23 protein-coding genes are annotated in these 19,508 nt (G+C 70.5%); 2 read left to right on the top strand and 21 right to left on the bottom strand.

What is annotated here, in order from left to right:
- Window positions 1-67: 67 nt before the first annotated feature.
- From dprA to AC4D2E_RS04975, 3 genes are read right to left on the bottom strand one after another with little or no spacing between them, the layout of a single operon-like run.
- Window positions 68-1,267: a DNA-processing protein DprA gene (dprA, locus tag AC4D2E_RS04985; protein ID WP_490951836.1), complete on the bottom strand. Its 1,200-nt coding sequence runs from the start codon at window positions 1,265-1,267 to the stop codon at window positions 68-70.
- The gene (locus AC4D2E_RS04980) at window positions 1,264-2,799 is read right to left on the bottom strand and encodes a YifB family Mg chelatase-like AAA ATPase (RefSeq protein WP_490909498.1); all 1,536 of its coding nucleotides are present in this window, start codon (window positions 2,797-2,799) and stop codon (window positions 1,264-1,266) included. Before AC4D2E_RS04980 ends, dprA begins: the two co-directional genes overlap by 4 nt.
- Window positions 2,799-3,164 carry a YraN family protein gene (locus AC4D2E_RS04975; protein ID WP_181033540.1) on the bottom strand — a complete coding sequence of 122 codons (366 nt, stop codon included), beginning with the start codon at window positions 3,162-3,164 and terminating at the stop codon, window positions 2,799-2,801. The genes AC4D2E_RS04980 and AC4D2E_RS04975 overlap by 1 nt, the downstream gene beginning before the upstream one ends.
- 183 nt (window positions 3,165-3,347) lie before the next feature.
- On the opposite strand from AC4D2E_RS04975, the gene AC4D2E_RS04970 reads away from it, so the two are divergent.
- Complete coding sequence (locus AC4D2E_RS04970; protein ID WP_490951835.1) at window positions 3,348-3,650, top strand: Rv3202a family protein; 303 nt, start codon at window positions 3,348-3,350, stop codon at window positions 3,648-3,650.
- A gap of 24 nt (window positions 3,651-3,674) precedes the next feature.
- Here AC4D2E_RS04970 and AC4D2E_RS04965 read toward each other — a convergent pair whose 3' ends face one another.
- The 13 genes from AC4D2E_RS04965 to ffh all read right to left on the bottom strand — a co-directional run bounded on the left by AC4D2E_RS04965 (window position 3,675) and on the right by ffh (window position 13,723).
- Entirely contained in the window at window positions 3,675-4,001 is a 327-nt protein-coding gene (locus tag AC4D2E_RS04965; RefSeq protein ID WP_043445771.1) for a DUF2469 domain-containing protein, read from the bottom strand.
- A gap of 7 nt (window positions 4,002-4,008) precedes the next feature.
- The gene (gene rnhB, locus AC4D2E_RS04960; RefSeq protein ID WP_490951834.1) at window positions 4,009-4,761 is read right to left on the bottom strand and encodes a ribonuclease HII; all 753 of its coding nucleotides are present in this window, start codon (window positions 4,759-4,761) and stop codon (window positions 4,009-4,011) included.
- A complete protein-coding gene (lepB, locus tag AC4D2E_RS04955; RefSeq protein WP_490951833.1) occupies window positions 4,758-5,606 on the bottom strand; it encodes a signal peptidase I in 849 nt (282 codons plus the stop codon). Before lepB (AC4D2E_RS04955) ends, rnhB begins: the two co-directional genes overlap by 4 nt.
- An 85-nt stretch (window positions 5,607-5,691) precedes the next feature.
- On the bottom strand, window positions 5,692-6,291 hold the full coding sequence (lepB, locus tag AC4D2E_RS04950) for a signal peptidase I (protein ID WP_490951832.1): 600 nt from the start codon (window positions 6,289-6,291) through the stop codon (window positions 5,692-5,694).
- An 87-nt stretch (window positions 6,292-6,378) separates the two neighbouring features.
- Window positions 6,379-6,738, bottom strand: coding sequence for a 50S ribosomal protein L19 (gene rplS, locus AC4D2E_RS04945; protein WP_104166690.1), 360 nt, complete (start codon window positions 6,736-6,738; stop codon window positions 6,379-6,381).
- 214 nt (window positions 6,739-6,952) lie between these two features.
- On the bottom strand, window positions 6,953-7,741 hold the full coding sequence (gene trmD, locus AC4D2E_RS04940) for a tRNA (guanosine(37)-N1)-methyltransferase TrmD (protein WP_104165384.1): 789 nt from the start codon (window positions 7,739-7,741) through the stop codon (window positions 6,953-6,955).
- Window positions 7,741-8,343 (bottom strand): ribosome maturation factor RimM, encoded by a 603-nt coding sequence (gene rimM / locus AC4D2E_RS04935; RefSeq protein ID WP_490909503.1) that lies wholly within the window; start codon window positions 8,341-8,343, stop codon window positions 7,741-7,743. Before rimM ends, trmD begins: the two co-directional genes overlap by 1 nt.
- Before the next feature lie 135 nt (window positions 8,344-8,478).
- On the bottom strand, window positions 8,479-8,724 hold the full coding sequence (locus AC4D2E_RS04930) for an RNA-binding protein (RefSeq protein WP_104119805.1): 246 nt from the start codon (window positions 8,722-8,724) through the stop codon (window positions 8,479-8,481).
- A gap of 1 nt (window position 8,725) precedes the next feature.
- Window positions 8,726-9,130, bottom strand: coding sequence for a 30S ribosomal protein S16 (rpsP, locus tag AC4D2E_RS04925; RefSeq protein ID WP_104165388.1), 405 nt, complete (start codon window positions 9,128-9,130; stop codon window positions 8,726-8,728).
- A gap of 154 nt (window positions 9,131-9,284) precedes the next feature.
- Window positions 9,285-10,184: a VOC family protein gene (locus AC4D2E_RS04920; RefSeq protein ID WP_490951831.1), complete on the bottom strand. Its 900-nt coding sequence runs from the start codon at window positions 10,182-10,184 to the stop codon at window positions 9,285-9,287.
- A 54-nt stretch (window positions 10,185-10,238) separates the two neighbouring features.
- A complete protein-coding gene (locus AC4D2E_RS04915; RefSeq protein ID WP_490951830.1) occupies window positions 10,239-11,345 on the bottom strand; it encodes an amidohydrolase family protein in 1,107 nt (368 codons plus the stop codon).
- Between the two features lie 24 nt (window positions 11,346-11,369).
- The gene (locus AC4D2E_RS04910; protein ID WP_490910515.1) at window positions 11,370-12,077 is read right to left on the bottom strand and encodes an alpha/beta fold hydrolase; all 708 of its coding nucleotides are present in this window, start codon (window positions 12,075-12,077) and stop codon (window positions 11,370-11,372) included.
- Between the two features lie 62 nt (window positions 12,078-12,139).
- The gene (ffh, locus tag AC4D2E_RS04905) at window positions 12,140-13,723 is read right to left on the bottom strand and encodes a signal recognition particle protein (RefSeq protein ID WP_104165394.1); all 1,584 of its coding nucleotides are present in this window, start codon (window positions 13,721-13,723) and stop codon (window positions 12,140-12,142) included.
- Between the two features lie 183 nt (window positions 13,724-13,906).
- Here ffh and AC4D2E_RS04900 point away from each other — a divergent pair, with 183 nt between their 5' ends.
- Window positions 13,907-15,349, top strand: coding sequence for a glucose-6-phosphate dehydrogenase (locus AC4D2E_RS04900; protein ID WP_490951829.1), 1,443 nt, complete (start codon window positions 13,907-13,909; stop codon window positions 15,347-15,349).
- Between the two features lie 21 nt (window positions 15,350-15,370).
- Here the strand turns inward: AC4D2E_RS04900 and AC4D2E_RS04895 are convergent, their stop codons facing one another.
- From AC4D2E_RS04895 to ftsY, 5 genes are all read right to left on the bottom strand, one after another.
- A complete protein-coding gene (locus AC4D2E_RS04895) occupies window positions 15,371-15,853 on the bottom strand; it encodes an SRPBCC family protein (protein WP_490909507.1) in 483 nt (160 codons plus the stop codon).
- Window positions 15,850-16,206, bottom strand: a complete 357-nt coding sequence (locus AC4D2E_RS04890; RefSeq protein WP_490909508.1) for an ArsR/SmtB family transcription factor — start codon at window positions 16,204-16,206, stop codon at window positions 15,850-15,852. Before AC4D2E_RS04890 ends, AC4D2E_RS04895 begins: the two co-directional genes overlap by 4 nt.
- 203 nt (window positions 16,207-16,409) lie before the next feature.
- Window positions 16,410-16,748, bottom strand: coding sequence for a P-II family nitrogen regulator (locus tag AC4D2E_RS04885; RefSeq protein ID WP_043445797.1), 339 nt, complete (start codon window positions 16,746-16,748; stop codon window positions 16,410-16,412).
- A complete protein-coding gene (locus tag AC4D2E_RS04880; protein ID WP_490951828.1) occupies window positions 16,745-18,085 on the bottom strand; it encodes an ammonium transporter in 1,341 nt (446 codons plus the stop codon). The genes AC4D2E_RS04885 and AC4D2E_RS04880 overlap by 4 nt, the downstream gene beginning before the upstream one ends.
- A gap of 197 nt (window positions 18,086-18,282) precedes the next feature.
- Window positions 18,283-19,473 carry a signal recognition particle-docking protein FtsY gene (ftsY, locus tag AC4D2E_RS04875; RefSeq protein WP_104165401.1) on the bottom strand — a complete coding sequence of 397 codons (1,191 nt, stop codon included), beginning with the start codon at window positions 19,471-19,473 and terminating at the stop codon, window positions 18,283-18,285.
- Between the last annotated feature and the right edge of the window lie 35 nt (window positions 19,474-19,508).

The following is a 19,508-nucleotide window of genomic DNA, read 5'->3' as shown; positions in this document are numbered from 1 at the left end:
GGACGGCGGGGTCTCAGCGGCGGTGTCGGCTGCGGCACGCGCCGGTGTGTTCGGCAGTGCGACGGCGTCAGGGTCTCCGGCGGCACCACCCGCCACCGGCCCTGACGGCGAGTCCTGCCAGCTCGAGTCGCGCGAGTCCGCTGATGACCTCCCGCGTGGAGAGACCCGCGACGACAGACAGCCTGTCCACCGTCGTCGGCGCCCGCACAGGGAGGCCGTCCAGCAGCAGCAGGTCCGGGATGGTCAGGCCGTCGTGGTCCAGAACGGGAGCGGCGTCGGCTCGAGCCCGGTCGCCGAGCGGCTCGGCGCCGAGGGGGCCGGCGAGCTCGACGACGTCGGCGGCGTCCGTGACGCATACCGCCGTACCGTCCCTCAGCAGGCGGTGGCACCCTGCGGAGTTCGCCGACTGCACGGAGCCCGGTACCGCTCCGACCGGCCGGCCGAGTCCGGCGGCATGATGGGCCGTGTTGAGTGCCCCCGAGCGCCACCGCGCCTCGACCACGACCGTGACCGCGCTGAGCGCCGCGATCAGCCGGTTGCGCTGGAGGAACCGCCAACGCGTCGGGGAGCTGCCGGGCGGGACTTCCGAGACAAGGACGCCCTGGTCAGCGATCGCACGCAGCAGGTCCTCGTTCCCGGCCGGATAGTACCGGTCGATACCGCAGGCCAGGATGGCGATCGTGGCCGCGTGGTCCCCACCCCCTGTGGTGGCGAGCGCGGCCCGGTGCGCCTGAGCGTCGATGCCGTAGGCGCCGCCGGAGACGACGGTGTAGCCGCGGGTGGCGAGTCCCGAGGCCAGGTCGGCGGTGACGAAGGAGCCGTAGGCGGTGCTGTCCCGCGACCCGACCAGGGCGGCGAGACGCGCGGACGGCGGCACCTCGTGCCGGCCCCGCACCCAGAGGCACAGCGGTGCCGCCTGCTGCAGGTCGTCCAGCGCCGCCGGCCAGTCGGCGGACTCCGGGACGACGAGGCGTCCGCCGAGCCGGTCCAGGGTCGCCAGATCCCTCTCGGGTGCGAGGTCGCGGAAGCGCGGCGCCCATCGTTCCAGCCCGTCCTCCAGGGGACGGCGTCCGCCGTCCGGGACGTCCAGGGATTCGCCCAGCCGGCGGTGGACGTCCACACCCACCCCGGTCTCGCGGCGGGCGATGCGCAGGGCATCCCGGGGTCCGACGACCGACACCAGGGCCAGGCCGACGATGTCCGAGGGTTCGAACAGTCGTGACAGTGCGGCCCTGGCTAGACGGAGATCCTGCTGCGCCCCACTCACGCGGCACGCTCCTGCAGGCGGAAGCCGAGGGCGGTGACGACGTCGTCCGCGTCCGGACGGGAGCGCCCCCCGAGGTCCGCGATGGTCCACGCCACGCGCAGGACCCTGTCCCACCCGCGCGCACTGACGAGGTTCCGGTCCAGCGCCCGGTCGAGCGAGGCCGTGACGGCCCGCGGGAGCGCCAGCTCACCCCGGAGGATCCGGCCCTGGACCTCCGCGTTGGTCGCGTAGTTCCATCGGAGGAGGCGTTCCCGTTGGGCGGCACGCGCCTCGGCGACCCTGCCGGCGACAGCGGCGGAGGTCTCCGGCGACCGTACGTCCACGTAGTCGGCCAGACTCAGACGCTGGACGGCCAACTGCAGGTCGACGCGGTCCAGCAGCGGCCCGGAGAGGCGGTTGAAGTATCTCCGGCGCTGTTGCGCGGTGCACAGGCAGTCGATCCCCTTGCCGTTCGCTAGACCGCAGGGGCAGGGGTTCAGGGCCAGGACGAGCTGGAAGCGGGCGGGGTATGACGCCGTACCGGAGGCCCGGTGCAGGACCAGCCTGCCGCTCTCCAGCGGCTCGCGCAGCGCCTCGAGGACGCGCCTCTCGTATTCCGGCGCCTCGTCGAGGAACAGGATGCCCCGATGCGCCCGGGATGCTGCCCCCGGCCTCGGGATGCCGCTGCCACCCCCGATGATGGAGGCGGGTGTCGCCGTGTGGTGCGGGCTCTCGAAGGGCGGCTTCCGCACGAGCTCGGTGCAGTGCCGCTCGCCCGACAGACTGTGGATCGCCGTCACCTCCATCGCGTGGTCGTCCTCGAGATCCGGGAGGATGCCCGGCAGTCGCTCCGCGAGCATCGTCTTGCCGGCGCCGGGTGGTCCGACCATCAGGAGGTGGTGCGCCCCTGCGGCAGCGATCTCCAGAGCGAACCGGGCCTCGTGCTGGCCCGCGATGTCGGAGAGATCCCGGGTGGGACCGGACCGGACCACCGGCAGGACCGGTTCGCTGCGGACGGAGGGTTCGGGAAGCGCGACCCGCGCCGCATCCGCCCCGAAGGCCAGCGCCACCTCGGCGAGCGTGCGGTAGGACCCGACCTCGGCTGCGGGGACGAGAGCCGCCTCCGGCGCGTTCTCCTCCGCGACGACGATGCGATGGTGCCCGGCCTCCACGGCAGCCATCACGGCGGGCAGCACCCCGTGGACCGGCCGGAGCTGCCCGTCCAGTCCCAGTTCGGCGATGAAGACCGTGGACCCGACACCGCGGACGTCCCCCGCCGCTGCCAGCGCCGACATGACGATGGCGAGATCGAAGGACGACCCGCGCTTCGGCAGGGATGCGGGGATGAGGTTGACCGTGATCTTCCGGCGGCTGAGCGGCACGCCGGCATTGCGGGCCGCGGCCCTGATCCGGTCCTTGGCCTCGTTGAGCGACGCGTCCGGGAGGCCAAGCAGCACGAACGCAGGCAGGGTCTGCCCGATGTCCGCCTCGACCTCGACGACGTGCCCGTTCATGCCGACCAGGGACACGGCGTAGGTCCGTCCGAGCGCCATCAGATCACGGCCCGCACGTGTTCGATACGCGGCGCTCCCGTGCCGTCGTCGAGCACGCCGACGGCGTCGATGCGGAAGCCGCTGAACCGCAGGTGGTGCGCGCGGGCCCACTGCGAGGCGAGCCGGTAGAGCCTCTCGAGCTTGGTGGCCGTGATGGCCTCGAGGGGCTGCCCGAAGTCATCCGAGCTGCGCGTCTTGACCTCCACGATCACGAGGGTGGACCCGTCCACCGCCACGAGGTCGATCTCCCCCGCCGGGCATCTCCAGTTCCGGTCGACGATCGTCAGACCGGCCCGCTCCAGGAAGGCGGCGGCTACCGCTTCCCCTCGACGCCCCAATTGATCCTTCGCCACCATGGCTGTCACCTCCGCCCCCAAGGCTCGTCGAGGGAGGGAGTCCCGGAGCTGCGGCAGGCGGCTATGTGGACAACCGGGCGACGCCGTCCCCCTCGGCGGTCGGAACACTGGCGGACGGCCGCGCGTCGGCCTAGCGTGGGGGTGCAGCGGCAGCCGGCCGGCGGCCGCGCCCGACGACGGATGGAGGACACCGTGTCAGAGCAGAGGAACGTCGTGCCCGGTGGGAGCGAAGCGGACCTCCAGGAGCAACGGACCCCGGCCCAGGACGCCGGGGCGGGGACCAGGGCTCCGGCCGGCAGCGGAACGGGAGGCTCGGAGGCCGACCGGCAGGAACAGGACACGCCGCTCGAGGCCGGGGCCACCGCGGACGGCGTGGGGATCGCCGGCGAAGGGACGGGCGGCTCGGAGGCCGACCGCCTGGAGCAGGCCGCCGACGTGCCGCTCGATGCCGAGGACGCCTTCCCGCACGGAGGCGGGGAGGACGACGGGTCCTGACGGCGTCAGGACCCGCGGAGGGCGTCAGTTGCCCAGCGTGCCGTCCTTGGGCAGGGCGATGTCGTCCGACTTGGCGAGCTCCTCGACGTTGACGTCCTTGAAGGTGATCACACGGACGTTCTTCACGAAGCGGGCCGAGCGGTACACGTCCCACACCCAGGCGTCCTGCAGCGTCAGGTCGAAGTAGACCTCACCGTCGGCCGAGCGCGCCTGGAGGTCCACGTGGTTCGCCAGGTAGAACCGGCGCTCCGTCTCCACGACATAGCTGAACAGCCCCACCACGTCGCGGTACTCGCGGTAGAGCTGGAGCTCCATGTCGGTTTCGTAGTTCTCAAGATCCTCGGCACTCATTCGATCATCATCCTCCACTTTCCATACGGGCTGCGTCGGGCCGCTCCAGGCTTCCCAGACGCCAGGTCCTTCGGTGGTACTCACTCGGCCCGGCCGAGTCGATGGCCGCACGGTGGCTCTCCGTCGCGTAGCCCTTGTTCACGTCCCACCCGAAGTCCGGATGATCGGCGGCGAGGGACACCATCAGGGCATCGCGCTCCACCTTCGCGAGCACGCTGGCCGCCGCGACGCTCAGGCACTTCAGGTCGGCCTTGATCCGCGTGTGCACCGGGGCTGTACAGCCGGCCGGATTTACCTGCTCGACCGCGGCGTACTCGCCGTCGTCCGTCCCGAAGAGCACCCCCTGGGACCGCGCGGACAGCCAGTCGTGGTTGCCGTCGAGGATGACGACGTCGGGGGTCACGGTGTCGAGGACGGAGGCCCATGCCCTGCTCCCGGCCGCGCGTAGCGCGGACATCAGTCCCAGGGCGTCGATCTCGGCCGCCGAGGCATGGCCGACGGCGGACGCGACGGACCAGCGGCGGATGCGGGGCACCAGCGCCTCGCGCTCCGCCGGAGGGAGCAGCTTGCTGTCCCGCACCCCCCGCAGCGGGGCGGGCGCGCCGAGGTCGACGACGACGATGCCCACCGACACGGGTCCGGCGAGGGCCCCCCTGCCCACCTCGTCGCATCCGGCCACGTAGCGGTGACCCGCGGAGGCGAAGGACTTCTCGACGCTCAGGGTCGGGGCGGTGGAGCGCTTCCTGCGCAGGGCCGTCATGGCCCCGAGGGTGAAGGGGTGGGACCAGGGGTGGGCTGCGCGCCGGGCTGGGGATCGGGCACGCCCTCGAACACGTCCGAGGGCGTGGCGAGGAAGCCGAGGCGACTCAGCGGCCAGGCGATGACCGCGGCCTTGCCCTCGACGTCGTCGATGGCCACGAAGCCCGCGCCGGTCTTGTCCTGGTTGGCCCGCGAGTCGGCGGAGGCGTTGCGGTGATCCCCCATCACCCAAAGCCTGCCGTCGGGTACGACGACGTCGAACGGCAGGTCGGAGGGGTTGGCGCCCGGGTACAGGTAGGGCTCGTCGAGCGGCTCACCGTTGACGGTGAGGCGGCCCTGGGCGTCGCAGCAGACGACGTGGTCGCCCGGCAGCCCGATGACGCGCTTCACCAGGTGCTGCTGGGACTCGTCGGGGGCGAGCCCGATGAAGATGAGCGCTTCCTTGAACCAGCTGACCTGCGCGTCGGCCTGGGCGGGGAGCCAGTTCCCGGTGTCGCTGAAGACGACGATGTCCCCGCGCTGCAGGTCGAAGGGCTGCGGCACCAGCTGGTTGACGAAGATGCGGTCGTCGATCTCCAGGGTCTCCTCCATGGAACCGGAGGGGATGAAGAACGCCCGGAAGAGGAACGTCTTGATGAGGAACGAGAGCACCAGCGCGATCACGATGATCGTGCCGATCTCCTTCAGCCACGCACCGAAGCCGCGATCGCGGTCCTTGCCGCCGCGCTGCCGCTCCCGGGGGGCATCGGGCACGGCACCGTCCGCGGACGGTGCGTCGGGACCGGACGCCGGTGGTGCAGGGGCCTCGGCCCGCGAAGAGGACTTCCTGCGGAAGCTCCGTGCCATGTGAACAGTTTCCTCTGTACTCGTGATGACCGGCGGCCGCCGGTGCGGGGAACGGCCTCCGACGGGCGACCTGGCCACCGGGACGTCAGCCGGACGGTCGGTCGATCGGGCCGGACCGGTCCAGTGGCCAGACTAGCTGAAAGGCCCGCCCGATGATCCGATCCTCGGCGACGAGCCCCCCGCCGGGTGCGCCGAGCAGGGACCGCGAGTCCATCGACGCCGACCGGTGGTCGCCGAGGAGCCAGAGCCGCCCCTCGGGGACGACGACGTCGAACCTCGTGGTGCTGGCGGCGTCGCCCTGATGGACGTACGGCTCCTCGAGGGTGTCCCCGTTCACCGTCAGTGATCCGTCCCCGCTGCAGCACACCACGTGGTCCCCGCCGACCCCGATCACGCGCTTGACGTACGTGGTGTCGCTGCCCGCCAGCCCGAGCCATTGCCCCGCGCCGGCGAGGACCTGCTCGGGAAGGCTCCGCGGGTCCGTGATGGGGTCGAAGGACCCGCGGCCGTCGAACACGACGACGTCGCCGCGCCGGACGTCCGAATCCGCGAGCTTCTCCACGAGCACGCGGTCGCCCTCGGCGAGCAGGGGTTCCATGGACGCGGACGGGATGAAGTAGACGTCCAGGAGGAAGCCGCGCACGAGTCCGGTGACCATGACGGCGACCAGCACGACGGAGAACACGAAACGCCAGCCCACAGAGTGGGGCCGGCGTTTCGGTTGCCCTCCGGCCGGGGACCGGGGAGCGGGCGTTTCATGCACCAGAGGAGGTTACTTGACCGTCTTGGGGTCGCGCTTCTCCTTGATCTTCGCTGCCTTGCCGCGCAGTTCGCGCATGTAGTACAGCTTGGCGCGGCGCACGTCGCCCTTGGAGACAACTTCGATCCTGTCGAGGACCGGGCTGTGGACGGGGAACGTACGCTCCACGCCGACACCGAAGCTCACCTTGCGGACCGTGAAGGTCTCGCGGATGCCGTCGCCCTGGCGGCCGACGACGAAGCCCTTGAAGATCTGAACACGGGTGTTCTTGCCTTCGATGATGTTGACGTGGACGTTGACGGTGTCGCCGGCGCGGAAGTCGGGGACGTTGTCGCGGAAGGATCCGGCGTCGACTGAGTCGAGAATATGCATGGTCATGCTCCTGGTGGACGCCACAGGTCATCCACGTTGGTCACGGCGGTCAAGGACAGGGCGCACGGCCCGGGCGATACCGCCGAAGTAGGTTTTCCGGCCGATCCGATGATTCGGTGGTCGGTGTGTTGAACTGTTGGCCGCACGCCCCCTGTGGCAGGGTCCGGCCCAGTGGACACAAAGCACGATTATTCCACAGCGCGGACGCCAACCGTTAATGCTGCGGTCTCGTGAGCCTGCCGTCGACGACGTCGAAACCCGCCGCGCGCAGCGCCGTGAGGTCGGCCTTCCCGAGGGCGGCGACATCCACCCGGCCGAGGAGGTCGGGCCGCCGGTCGGCGGTGCGCTGGAACTGCTCGAGCCGCCGCCACTGTGCGATCTTCGCGTGGTTGCCGCTCAGCAGCACCTCGGGGACGTCGCGGCCGCGCCAGGACGACGGTTTGGTGTACACGGGGTACTCGAGCAGGCCGTCCGCGTGGGATTCCTCCACGAGGGATTCCGGGTTGCCGACGACGCCGGGGATGAGCCGCGCGACGGCCTCGACCATGGCGAGCACCGCCACTTCCCCGCCGTTGAGGACGTAGTCGCCGAGTGACACGGGCCGGACGTCGAACTCCTCGCGGGCCCAGTCCACCGCGCGTTCGTCGATGCCCTCGTACCGGCCGCACGCGAAGACGAGGTGGTCCACCTCGGCGAGCTCATGGGCCATCGCCTGGTCGAACACGGCGCCGGCCGGGGACGGCACGATGAGGACGGGCCGGGAGCCGGCAGGAGCCTCGGACCGGACCGCTTCGAGCGCCTGCGCCCAGGGTTCGGGCTTCATGACCATGCCGGCGCCACCGCCGTAGGGGGTGTCGTCGACCGTACGGTGCCTGTCGGTCGTGAACGCGCGCAGGTCGTGGATCCGCACGTCCAGCACGCCGTCCTGGCGCGCCTTCCCGATGAGGGACAGGTCGAGAGCGGCGAGGTACTCCGGGAAGATGGAGACGACGTCGATGCGCACTAGTCGCGTGTCCGGCCCGGCGCAGGGTGGGGCGAGTCGGCGGCCGGGTCGCGCGCGACGTCGTCGCCGTCGTCGGGCGCCTGGTTGGAGCCCGGGGTGTTGAGGTCGAAGAGGCCTGCCGGCGGCACGATGGTCAGGAAACCGGCCTCCGGGTCCACCTCGGGCACGATCGACGTGACGAACGGCACCAGCGCTTCGTGGCCGTCGGCGAGTTCGACGACGAGGAGGTCCTGGACCGCCATGGTTCGCAGGGCGGTGACCTTGCCCACGGACGTCCCGTCGACACGGGCATCGAGGCCGACGAGCTCGTGCTCGTACCAGGCGTCGTCGTCGTTCTCCTGGGCACCGGCGGTGTCGACGAAGAGCTGGGCGCCGCGCAGGGTCTCGGCCTGGTTCCGGTCCGCCACCTGCTCGAAGCCGACGATCAGGATGTCCTTGTTCCACCGAGCCTTGACGACGGTGAGTTCGGTGACGGCGGCGCCCTCCACGCGGAAGGTCCCGCCCGGCTCGAAGCGGTCCTCGGGGGCGTCGGTGAAAAGCTGCACCGTCACCTCTCCACGGATGCCGTGGGGCTTCCCGATCCTGGCTACGAGTACGTCCATCGTGGTGCTCCTGCTTTGTCTGGCTGATACATGGGTACTACCTGGGTACTGCATGGGTGGACGGAAACGGCCCCACCACCAGGTCCTGGTGGTGGGGCCGTTCAGCATGCTGTGTGCCGTGAAGCTCGGGGCCGGTCAGTCCCGGCGGCGGTCGGTGTCGACGACATCGACCCGCACGGGCTCGCCGTCCGCGAGGGCCGACACCACGGTGCGCAGGGCGCGGGCGGTGCGCCCCTGCCGGCCGATCACGCGACCGAGATCCTCCTGGTGCACGCGGACCTCGAGCGTCTCGCCGCGGCGGTTGGTCTTCGCGGAGACCCTGACGTCGTCAGGGTTGTCGACGATGCCGCGGACGAGATGCTCCAGAGCTTCGGCCAGCAAGTTACTCTGCCTCGGTGGCTTCCGCGGCGGCGTCGTCGTTCTTCTTCGCCTTCGGGGTGATGGCCTCGGGGACGATCACGGAGCCCTTCTCGGGGGCGACGAACGCCTCCTTGGCGGCCTTGGTCCTCAGGGTGCCTTCCTGGCCCTTGAGTCCCTTGAACTTCTGCCAGTCACCGGTGATCTTGAGCAGGACGGAGACCTGCTCGGTGGGCTGCGCGCCGACACCGAGCCAGTACTGCGCACGCTCGGAGTTGATCTCGATGAACGAGGGCTCCTCGGTGGGGTTGTACTTGCCGATCTCTTCGAGGGCACGGCCATCACGCTTGGAGCGTGAGTCCATGACGACGACGCGGTAGAACGGTGCGCGGATCTTGCCCATGCGCTTGAGGCGAATCTTTACGGCCACTTGTGTGGTCACTCCTTGTAAATGAAAAGGGGCGAACCCGTCATCCTGCTCCCGTGGGGCGGGCCATTCATGAGGGTTCAAAGGACACAATGCACGCGCAGAGAGAGGGGCTGCACGGATCGAGTACGGAACCATTGTGCCAGACGGCCGTTCTTTAGGCGATTCCGCCCGGCGCGGCGTCGACGGCGACCCGCAGCCGGTTCCGCCAGGGGTCCTCGAAACGCAGTTCGGCCCCCGTGTGGTGGTTCGCGACGCCCGCATGGGCCAGGCGGTCCGCCAGTGCCCCGACCTCGTCCTCCGACGGTACCCGGATGAGGACCTCCCCGAGGCCGAGGGTGTCCTTCCGCGGACCTGCGCCCCTGCTGTTCCAGACGTTCATCGCCATGTGGTGGTGGTACCCGCCGGCGGAGACGAACAGGGCCTGGTCGTGCCATCCCGTCGTGCGCTCGAAACCGAGGACGTCCACGTAGAAGTTCTGGGCCGTCCCGACGTCACCGACCTGTAGGTGGACGTGGCCCACGCCGGCCGCCCTGGACTCCGCCTGTGACACGGCGTCCTCGGTGAGGTGCCGCTCGATGTAGTCCCGCGGGGGCAAGGGGAGGTTGTCCATCACCACCGAGCGGGTGCCGCGCCCGTCGCTCGTCCAGTTCCAGCTGTCCCGGGGCCGGTCGACGTACAGTTCGATGCCGTTCCCCTCGGGGTCGGTGAAGTAGAACGCCTCGCTCACGAGGTGGTCGGCGCTGCCCACGTACGCACTGAGGGGATGCCGCGCGGCGGAAGCGACGGCGGCGGCCAGGTCCGCGCGGTCCGCGAAGAGGAGGGCGGTGTGGAAGAGGCCGGCGTCCCCACGCTGGGGCAGGTGCAGATGAGGGGCCGATTCGAGGCGGAGGACGGCGCTCCCCCGCCTTCCGAGGACGACGGCGTCCGTCCCGTCGTCGATCACCTCCAGGCGCAGCGCGGCCGTGTAGTAGCGGGCCAGTCCGGCCAGGTCGCCGACCTTGAGCGTCAGCGGTCCCATGGCGGTGTCGGTGGGCAGCAGGTCCTGCACGGGCATGTCGGCTCCTCGGAGTAGAAGGTCTCCCCCCGTCCAACTCATTGAAGCTTCAACTTATTCCGGCGGTGTTCTCGCCATGACCTCTCCGCGCAGCACCACGGCCCGGAGGGAGGCGAGGGTACCCACGTCGAGGCGCGGATCTGCCGCGCAGACGACGGCGTCGGCGCTCGCACCCTCCTCGATCGCCGGGAAGCCCAGCCAGGCGCGGGCGGACCAGCAGGCCGCGTCGAGGGCCGCGGCCGGGCCGAGGCCCGCAGCGGCCAGTGCCGTCACCTCGTCCGGGAGCCGGCCGTGGGCGATGACGCTGCCGGCGTCGGTGCCCGCATAGACGGCGATCCCGGCGTCGTACGCCCGCCGGACCATCGCCTCACGCCCGCCCCACAACCGGCGCATGTGCGCCGCGTAGTCGGGGTACTTGCCGGCGGCGCCGTCGGCGATGGCAGGGAAGGTGTCGATGTTGATCAGCGTGGGGACGATGGCCACGCCCTGCTCCACGAACCGGGGGACGTGGCGCGGGAGCATGCCGGTGGCGTGCTCGATGCAGTCGATCCCGGCGTCGAGCATGCCGTCGAGTGTCTCTGCCGCGAAGCAGTGGGCCGTCACCCGGGCACCCTCCGCGTGCGCGGCGTCGACGGCGTCCTTCAGGGCCTCGGGAGGGAAGGCGGGGGCGAGGTCGCCGAGGGAGCGGTCGATCCAGTCCCCCACGATCTTGACCCACCCGTCGCCGCGCCGCGCCTGCTCCGCGACGGCCCCGGCCAGGTCCGCGGGCTCCACCTCGACGGCGTAGTCGCGGAAGTAGCGGTGCGTCCGTGCCACATGCCGGCCCGCGCGCACCAGGCGCGGCAGGTCCGCGCGGTCCTGCACCCACCGCGTGTCGTTGACGACGCCCGCATCGCGGATGAGCAGCGTGCCCGCATCGCGGTCCTGCAGGGCCTGCTGCTCCGCCAGCTCGTCGGGCACCCGTCCGCGCCGGTCGAGGCCGACATGGCAGTGCGCGTCCACCAGGCCGGGCAGCACCCACCCCTCGATGGTCCGGAGCGGACGGCCGGACGGACGCCGGAAGGTGAAGCGGCCCTCCTGCACGTAGACGTCCGGCACCGTCCACGTCGGCGACAGCAGCACCGTCCCGGTGAGATGCAGGAACCCGGGTCCGTCAGGCACCACGGGACGGTCCGGCGACGGTCCTCATGCGGCGGCCTGGTGCCGCCCGGCGCGCAGGAAGGACCGGATGAGCGCATCCCCCTCGGCGGTGTCGTGCGGCCGGTGTCCGCCGGGTGCTACCCGGTGGATCGCGCCGGTGCCGGCGAGGTACTCAGCGACCTCCTCGTACAGGGGTTCCCACCCTCCGGTCAGCACCAGGGTCGGCACGCCGGGGACGATGGCCAGCGGTGCCTCCCAGGGAGGGCTCTGGAGACGGAGCCTCGCGGCGTCGCGTTGGGCCTCGGCCGTGGCGGGCGTCCGAGCATCGTCGTCGACGACCTGCCGCGCGAAGGCACGGAGGACGTCGTCGTCGGACATCGCATGGCGCTCCGCGAAGAGGGGCTTCATCAGCGCGATGTGCGCCGCCGTCGCCGGGAGCTCCGCCGTGAGGGAGAAGCACGCCGGCTCCACCAGGGTGAGCGAGCGCACCAGGTCGGGACGCTCGACGGCGAGCATCATGGCCGCCACGGCGCCCTGGGCATGGGCGACGACGTGTCCCCCACCGCCCAGGGCGTCGGCGACGATCTCCTGGTCCCGGTCATGATCGGTGGCGGCGGGCTCCTCGGTGGCCGAGAACCCGTGCCGGCGGACGTACAGGCAGTCGAAGTCGATGGACAGGCCGTGCTGCCGGGGCCACGCCGCGGCACCGAAGGGACCGCTGCCGTGCACGAACACCACGCGCTCGGCGCCCATCACAGCCCGACACCCATCAGTGAGGGCCTCGGCGGGTCGGATCCTCGCAGGGCACGCGCGCGCTACTTCCCGAGGAACTTCTCGAAGCCCTTGGGGAGGTTCATCGCCGACGGGTCGAAGTCCTGCTGGCCGCCGAAGGCGGCACCGGTGGGCGTGGCCGTGCGTGCGGCGGCGCGCCGCGCTTCCGCTTCCTGCAGCTCCTGCGCGGCCTTCGCGGGGTTGCCCGAGCGCGGCTTCTTCTTGCCCTTGGCGGCGGCTGCCTTGGTCTTGCGCGGGCCACCGAAGCCTCCCGGACCGGCCATGCCCGGCATGCCCGGGATGCCCCCGCCCGAAGCCATCTTCTTCATCATCTTCTGTGCCTGCGTGAAGCGCTCCAGGAGGCCGTTGACCTCGGAGACGTGCACGCCGGAACCGCGGGCGATCCTCGCGCGGCGGGAGCCGTTGATGATCTTCGGGGCGACGCGCTCGTGCGGGGTCATCGAGCGGACGATGGCCTCCACGCGGTCGATCTCGCGCTCGTCGAAGTTCTCCAGCTGCTCCCGCATGTTGGCGGCGCCCGGCATCATCATGAGCATCTTCTTCATGGAGCCCATGTTGCGGATCTGCTGCATCTGCGCGAGGAAGTCGTCGAGGGTGAAGTCCTCCTGGTCGGCGAACTTCTTCGCCATCCGGGCGGCTTCGTCCTTGTCCCAGGACTGCTCGGCCTGCTCGATGAGGGTGAGGACGTCACCCATGTCGAGGATGCGGGAGGCCATGCGGTCGGGGTGGAACAGCTCGAAGTCGCCGAGCCCTTCACCCGTGGAGGCGAACATGACCGGCTTGCCGGTGACGGACGCGACCGAGAGGGCGGCGCCGCCGCGGGCGTCGCCGTCGAGCTTGGTCAGGACGACGCCGGTGAAGTCCACGCCCTCGTTGAAGGCCAGCGCGGTGTTCACGGCATCCTGGCCGATCATCGCGTCGATGACGAACAGCACCTCGTCGGGGCTGATCGCCGCCCGGATGTCGGCCGCCTGCTGCATGAGCTCGGCGTCCACGCCGAGGCGACCGGCGGTGTCGACGATGACGACGTCGTGCAGGCGGGCCCGTGCCTCGGCGACACCCTGGCGGGCGACCGCGACCGGGTCGCCGGTGGCGGCCTCGAACTCGGAGCTGACGCCGGGGTGCGGCGCGTAGACGGGCACGCCCGCCCGCTCGCCGTTGACCTGGAGCTGGCGGACGGCGTTGGGGCGCTGGAGGTCGCAGGCGACGAGCAGCGGACTGTGGCCCTGGCCCTTGAGCCACTTGGACAGCTTGCCCGCGAGCGTGGTCTTTCCCGCGCCCTGGAGGCCCGCCAGCATGATCACGGTGGGCGGGTTCTTCGCGAGCCGGATGCGCCGGGTCTCGCCGCCGAGGATCCCGACGAGCTCCTCGTTGACGATCTTGACGATCTGCTGGCCCGGGTTCAGGGCCTGCGAGACCTCGAGGCCGAGGGCGCGTTCCTTGACGGCGGCCGTGAAGGCGCGCACCACGGGAACGGCGACGTCGGCGTCGAGCAGGGCGCGCCGGATCTCGCGCACCGTGGCATCGATGTCCGCCTCGGTGAGGCGGCCCTTGCCGCGGAGATTCTTGAAGGTCGCAGTCAGCCGGTCGGAGAGTGAATTGAACACGTGCCGTGCACTACTTTCATCGGGGACTTTGGAGACTCAACTCCCAAGGGTATCAACTGGGGGCGCTCGGGAGCTCGGCGTCCCGCCCTCCGACGCCTCCTGCCCCGCCGGACCGCCGCGCGCAAACCACGACGCACCCCGCCGGCACAGGACACCCGGGGGCAGAAGTGGCAAGGTGAGGAGGTGGATACTTCCTCGCTCGCAGAGCACGACACCATTCCCGCCGACGCCGACACCCGCGTCAGGACGCTCCTGATCCTCGGCGCCTCCGGCGACCTGACCGGGCGCCTGCTCCTGCCGGGACTCGCACGGCTCATCCGCCTCGGACGCGCCGACGGCCTGAAGCTCGTGGGCGCGGGTTCCGACGACTGGACCGACGAGCAGTGGCGTGAGCGGCTGGACAGCTCCTTCGCCGTCGCCCGCGAGAAGGCGGACGACGCCGGACGGGCGTCGCTGCAGCAGGTGCGCGACGACAGCCGGTACCACCTCCTCGATGTCACGAAGGACGGGCTGGCCGACCTGGTGCAGGGCCTCGAGGGTCCCGTGGCCATCTACTTCGCGCTGCCCCCGGCCGTCAGCCAGCTCGCCTGCAGCGCGCTCGGGCCGGGCTCCCTGCCGACGAGCACCCGTCTCGTGATGGAGAAGCCCTTCGGCACGGACCAGGCCAGTGCGCACCGCCTCAACGAGAAGCTCTCGAAGCTGGTGCCCGAGCAGAACATCCACCGTGTGGATCATTTCCTCGGCAAGGCGACGGTGTTCAACATCCTCGGCCTGCGGTTCGCCAACCGCATCCTGGAGCCGGTCTGGAACAACCTGCACATCGAGAAGGTCGAGGTGATCTTCGACGAGGACCTCGCGCTCGAGAACCGGGCCCGGTACTACGACGGCGCGGGCGCGCTCCGCGACATGATCCAGAGCCACCTGCTGCACGTCATGGCGCTCCTGGCCCTGAACGCGCCGTCCACCCTGCACGAGAGGGACCTCCGCGACCACATCGGCTCCGTCCTCCGGGCCAGCACGGTGGACCTGGACAGCCCGGGCAGCAGCCGGCGGGCACGCTACGCGGCGGGCACGATCGGCGACCGGGAGGTCCCCGACTACGCCGCCGAGCCCGGCGTCGACCCGGAGAAAGGCACGGAGACTCTCGCGGAGATCACCGTGTCCATCAACAACGAGCGCTGGTCCGGCGTACCGTTCGTCCTCCGCTCCGGCAAGGCGCTCGGCGTCAAGCGCAAGGAGGCCGTGATCACCTTCCGTCCGGTGAGCCACCTGCCCGTCGGGTTCACGGGCCAGGACGCGCCGACGAAGCTGCGCATCGGGTTCGGCCCCGACACGCTGCAGCTCGAGATCGACGTCAACGGGCCCGGGGACATCTTCTCCCTCGACCGGGCGACCCTCAGCGCCGACCTCAACGAGACGGACCTGCTCCCCTACGGTGAGGTGATCGAAGGTGTCCTCGCCGGCGATCCGACGCTCTCGGTCCGCGGCGACACCGCAGAGGACTGCTGGCGCATCGTGGAGCCGGTCCTGAAGGCGTGGTCGGAGGGCCGCGTGCCCCTCGAGGAGTACCGGGCGGGTTCGGACGGGCCGGAGGGGTGGCCGTCCTCGCACGGCCGGAAGGAGTAGGGCCGCACGAGGCCCGCCCGCTCAGACCGTCGCGCGACGCAGCAACTCGTCGAGCTGCTCGTACGCTTCGGACAGACCGCCCTCCATCCCCGACTGCACCATGCCGTCGCGGGCCTCCATGCTCGGGTAGACGGCATGAGCGGTCAGCCGGGTCCTGCCGCCACCCACGTCCTGGAAGGTCAGGAATTCGATGCTGACGACGTCCGGGTAGCCGTCGTACTCGAAGGTCTGGATCGCGAAATCGTTCTCCCGGACGGTGTGGAAGACACCGCTGAACACGTGGTCGACGCCGTCCGGACCGGTGTGGGTGTAGCGGTAGCTGCCGCCGGTCCGGAAGTCGTACTGGTCGATGCCGAGGCGGAGACGCCGCGGGCCCAGCCACTGTGCAACGAGGTCGGGCTCCTTGTGGGCGCGGAACACCTCCGCCACGGGATGGTCGAACTCGCGGTCGAGGTCGATGAAGGGGAGGCCCTCCGGGACGGTGAGTGTCAGGGCGTTGCTCATGTCGAGTCCTTTGCCTGCGGGCCGCGTGCCGCGGCCTGGGTGGATAGCACGGCGTCGAGGCTGCGGAACTGCTCCTCGTGGATCAGCCGGTACTGGTCGATCCAGGCGGTGAGCGCCTCCAGCCGTGCGGGGTTCAGGTGGACGGGCCGGCGCTGGGCGTCGCGCGTGCGCGTGACGAGCCCCGCCTGCTCGAGGACCTGGATGTGCTTCGAGACCGCCTGCTTGGTGATCGCGAAGGGTTCCGCCAGTTCGTTGACCGTGGCCGGGCCCCGGCTGAGCCGGGCGATGATGCGGCGGCGGACGGGATCGGCAAGTGCCAGGAAGGCGATGTCGAGGTGCTCGTCGTCGGTCACGGGGTCCTCTTCTGAAGTTGCACTTCCTCATTGATCACTGTCCCATTAATCAATGTATTCGTTGATCAATGAGAAGGTTGTCCAAGGATATGCCCGATGCCCGGTGACGGCAAGAGCGCGCGGACGCAGAACGCCCGGCCGGATTGCCCGGTCGGGCGTTCTGAGAAGGTGCGTCCTGCGCTCTTCGTGCGGCGGGGCCTGCCCTACAGGGCGGCTTCCCCCCGTTCGCCGGTGCGGACGCGCACGGCCTCCTCGACGGGGATGACCCACACCTTGCCGTCCCCCGCGCGGCCGGTGTTGGCCGTGGAGACCAGGACGTCGACGATGTCGGTCACCCACGCATCGGCGACCAGGACCTCGACGCGCGCCTTCTGCAGGAGGTCCACCGTGTACTCCGCCCCGCGGTAGACCTCGGTGTGACCGCGCTGGCGGCCGTAACCGCTCGCCTGGCTCACCGTGAGGCCCTGCACGCCGTAGTTCTCCAGGGCCCCCCGGACGCCGTCGAGCTTGTCGGGCCGGACGATTGCTGTGACGAGTTTCATGAATGCGCGCCTTCCGTGACGTCCTGCTGTGCGGAGTTCTGCTTGCTGCTGTGCTTGGCGCCCTGCTGGCTGACCACCTGGTCGGCGAACGGGTGGAAGGATCCACCGACACCGAGCCCGCCGAATTCGTAGGCGGTCTCCGCGTGCTCGGTGAGGTCGACGCCGGACACCTCGTCGTCCGAACTGATCCGGAAGCCGATGGTCTTGTGGATGGCGAGGCCGATGATCGCGGTCATGATCGCGGAGAGGGCGATCGCGATGGCCGCGGCGACGATCTGCGCGACCAGCTGGCCGGCGCCGCCGCCGTAGAAGAGGCCGCCGCCCTCACCCTCGACGGGCAGCATGATGAACCCGAGGGACAGGGTGCCGACGATGCCGGCGACGAGGTGGACGGCGACGACGTCGAGCGAGTCGTCGAACCCGAGCCGGTACTTGATGCCGACGGCGAGCGCGCAGACCGCGCCGGAGACGATGCCGAGGCAGATGGCGCCGACGGGGCTGACGTTCGCGCAGGCCGGGGTGATGGCCACGAGTCCGGCCACGATGCCGGACGCGGCGCCGAGCGAGGTCGGGCGTCCGTCACGGATGCGCTCGGTCATGAGCCAGCCGACCATCGCGGCAGCAGGGGCTGCCATGGTGTTGATCCAGATCAGCCCCGCTTCCTCGGCCGATCCGGCCGCGCCGCCGTTGAAGCCGAACCAGCCGAACCACAGGAGTGCGGCTCCGAGCATCACGAACGGGATGTTGTGCGGGCGCTGCGCCGGGTCCTTGCCGAATCCCTGGCGCTTGCCGAGGATTACGGCGAGCACGAGGGCCGCCACGCCGGCGCTGATGTGCACCACGGTGCCGCCGGCGAAGTCGACAGCCTCGCCGACCGCGCCTCCGACGGCGCCGTCGGCGCTCAGGAGACCCCCGCCCCACACCATGAACGCGAGCGGGCAGTAGACGAGGGTCACCCAGATGGGGACGAAGATCACCCAGGCACCGAACTTCGCGCGGTCGGCGATGGCACCGCTGATCAGGGCCACGGTGATGATGGCGAACGTCGCGCCGTAGCCGGCGCCGATGAGGTCCTCGGTGCCGATGAGTCCGCTCATGCCGAACGAGGCGAACGGGTTACCGAAGAGCTGGGCGACGCCGTCGCCGCCGGTCATCGAGTAGCCCCAGAGGACCCACACGATCCCGACGAGTCCGACGGCGATGAAGCTCATCATCATCATGTTCAGTGCGGCCTTGGCGCGGGTCATGCCGCCGTAGAAGAAGGCGAGCCCGGGGGTCATGAGTAGTACGAGGGCGGCTGAGATCATCACCCAGACGTGGCCTGCTGTCAGATCCATCAAACACGATCCTTCCAAAGGGGCGGGGACTTCCCGCTCCTCCAGAATGCGATGGACGTGTTTCGATCCCGGGGGCATCGCGTTGCGCGCAGGTTACAGGGCGAGCGCTGGAGTAAAGACCCCGTGTCGATCGTGTTTCCTGCAGGTTTCCCGGCTCCCCGGGCCTTGACGCGGGGCAGGTCGCAGCCCGCTCCGCTCTAGCTGAGGAGGGCGTCGACGAACCCCTCGGCGTCGAACGGCGCGAGATCGTCCGCACCCTCGCCCAGACCGATCAGCTTCACGGGAACGCCGAGGCTGCGCTGGATCGCCACGACGATGCCGCCCTTGGCGGTCCCGTCCAGCTTGGTGAGCACGATGCCGCTGATGTTCACGACCTCCGCGAACACGCGGGCCTGGCTGAGCCCGTTCTGGCCGGTCGTGGCGTCCAGGACGAGGAGCACCTCGTCGACGGTGCCCTGCTTCTCGATCACGCGCTTGACCTTGCCGAGCTCGTCCATGAGGCCCACCTTGTTCTGCAGGCGCCCGGCGGTGTCGATGAGGACGACGTCGACCTCCTGCTCGATGCCGGTCTTGACCGCCTCGAAGGCGACGGACGCGGGATCGGCGCCGTCGACGTCGGACTTGACCGTCGGCACGCCGACGCGCGCGCCCCAGGTGGCCAGCTGCTCGGCGGCGGCCGCACGGAACGTGTCCGCGGCGCCGAGGAGCACGTCCTTGTCGTCGGCGACGAGGACGCGGGCGAGCTTGCCGACGGTGGTGGTCTTGCCTACTCCGTTGACGCCGACCACCATGACGATGGCGGGGCGGTCCGCGTGGCGGTGGGTCGCCAGGGACCGGTCCATGGTGGGGTCGACGAGCTTCACGAGTTCCTCGCGGAGCATGTCCTTGACCTCGGCCGGGCTGCGGCTGCCCGCCACCTTGACGCGCTCACGCAGCGCGTCCACGAGTTCCATGGTGGGCTCGGTGCCGAGGTCCGCCATGAGGAGGGTCTCCTCCACCTCGTCCCAGACGTCCTCGTCGATCCTGTCCCGGGACAGGAGGGCGAGGAGGCCCTTGCCGAGGGCGTTGTTGGACCGCACCAGGCGGGCACGCAGCCGTGCGAGCCGCCCCTGCACCGGGTCGACGGTGTCCAGGCTCGGGGCCGGCGCTTCCTCCAGGCCGCTGAGGTCGTTCGGGACGAGCACGTCCGTCGGGAGTCCGTCGGGCCGTTCCAGGACGTCCGTGGACGTGGCGCCGTGCGCCCCGCCCTCCACCTGGTCATCGGGGTCCCGGGGCGAGGAGTACAGGCCGGGAGGGGTCCGTCTGCCGCGCACGAGGACGACGGCGAGCGAGCCGAGCACGGCGATCGCGAGGATGACGAAGATGACAGGCAGGAGGATGTCGTTCACTGATCCACCTTCTCACACGGCCCTGCGCGCACGGA

The sequence above is a fragment of the Arthrobacter sp. TJ-265 genome (assembly GCF_058269135.1).
Note: the sequence above shows the minus strand (reverse complement) of the source record. Positions and strands in the feature narration are given on the sequence as shown.

Excerpts from the sequence above, each read along its gene's own strand:
- AC4D2E_RS04980 (WP_490909498.1), bottom strand. The coding sequence starts at position 2,799 with ATGGCGCTCGGACGGACCTACGCCGTGTCCCTGGTCGGCATGAACGGG.
- AC4D2E_RS04965 (WP_043445771.1), bottom strand. The coding sequence starts at position 4,001 with ATGAGTGCCGAGGATCTTGAGAACTACGAAACCGACATGGAGCTCCAG.
- rnhB (WP_490951834.1), bottom strand. The coding sequence starts at position 4,761 with ATGACGGCCCTGCGCAGGAAGCGCTCCACCGCCCCGACCCTGAGCGTC.
- lepB (WP_490951833.1), bottom strand. The coding sequence starts at position 5,606 with ATGGCACGGAGCTTCCGCAGGAAGTCCTCTTCGCGGGCCGAGGCCCCT.
- rplS (WP_104166690.1), bottom strand. The coding sequence starts at position 6,738 with ATGCATATTCTCGACTCAGTCGACGCCGGATCCTTCCGCGACAACGTC.
- rimM (WP_490909503.1), bottom strand. The coding sequence starts at position 8,343 with ATGGACGTACTCGTAGCCAGGATCGGGAAGCCCCACGGCATCCGTGGA.
- AC4D2E_RS04920 (WP_490951831.1), bottom strand. The coding sequence starts at position 10,184 with ATGCCCGTGCAGGACCTGCTGCCCACCGACACCGCCATGGGACCGCTG.
- AC4D2E_RS04910 (WP_490910515.1), bottom strand. The coding sequence starts at position 12,077 with ATGGGCGCCGAGCGCGTGGTGTTCGTGCACGGCAGCGGTCCCTTCGGT.
- AC4D2E_RS04895 (WP_490909507.1), bottom strand. The coding sequence starts at position 15,853 with ATGAGCAACGCCCTGACACTCACCGTCCCGGAGGGCCTCCCCTTCATC.
- AC4D2E_RS04885 (WP_043445797.1), bottom strand. The coding sequence starts at position 16,748 with ATGAAACTCGTCACAGCAATCGTCCGGCCCGACAAGCTCGACGGCGTC.
- AC4D2E_RS04880 (WP_490951828.1), bottom strand. The coding sequence starts at position 18,085 with ATGGATCTGACAGCAGGCCACGTCTGGGTGATGATCTCAGCCGCCCTC.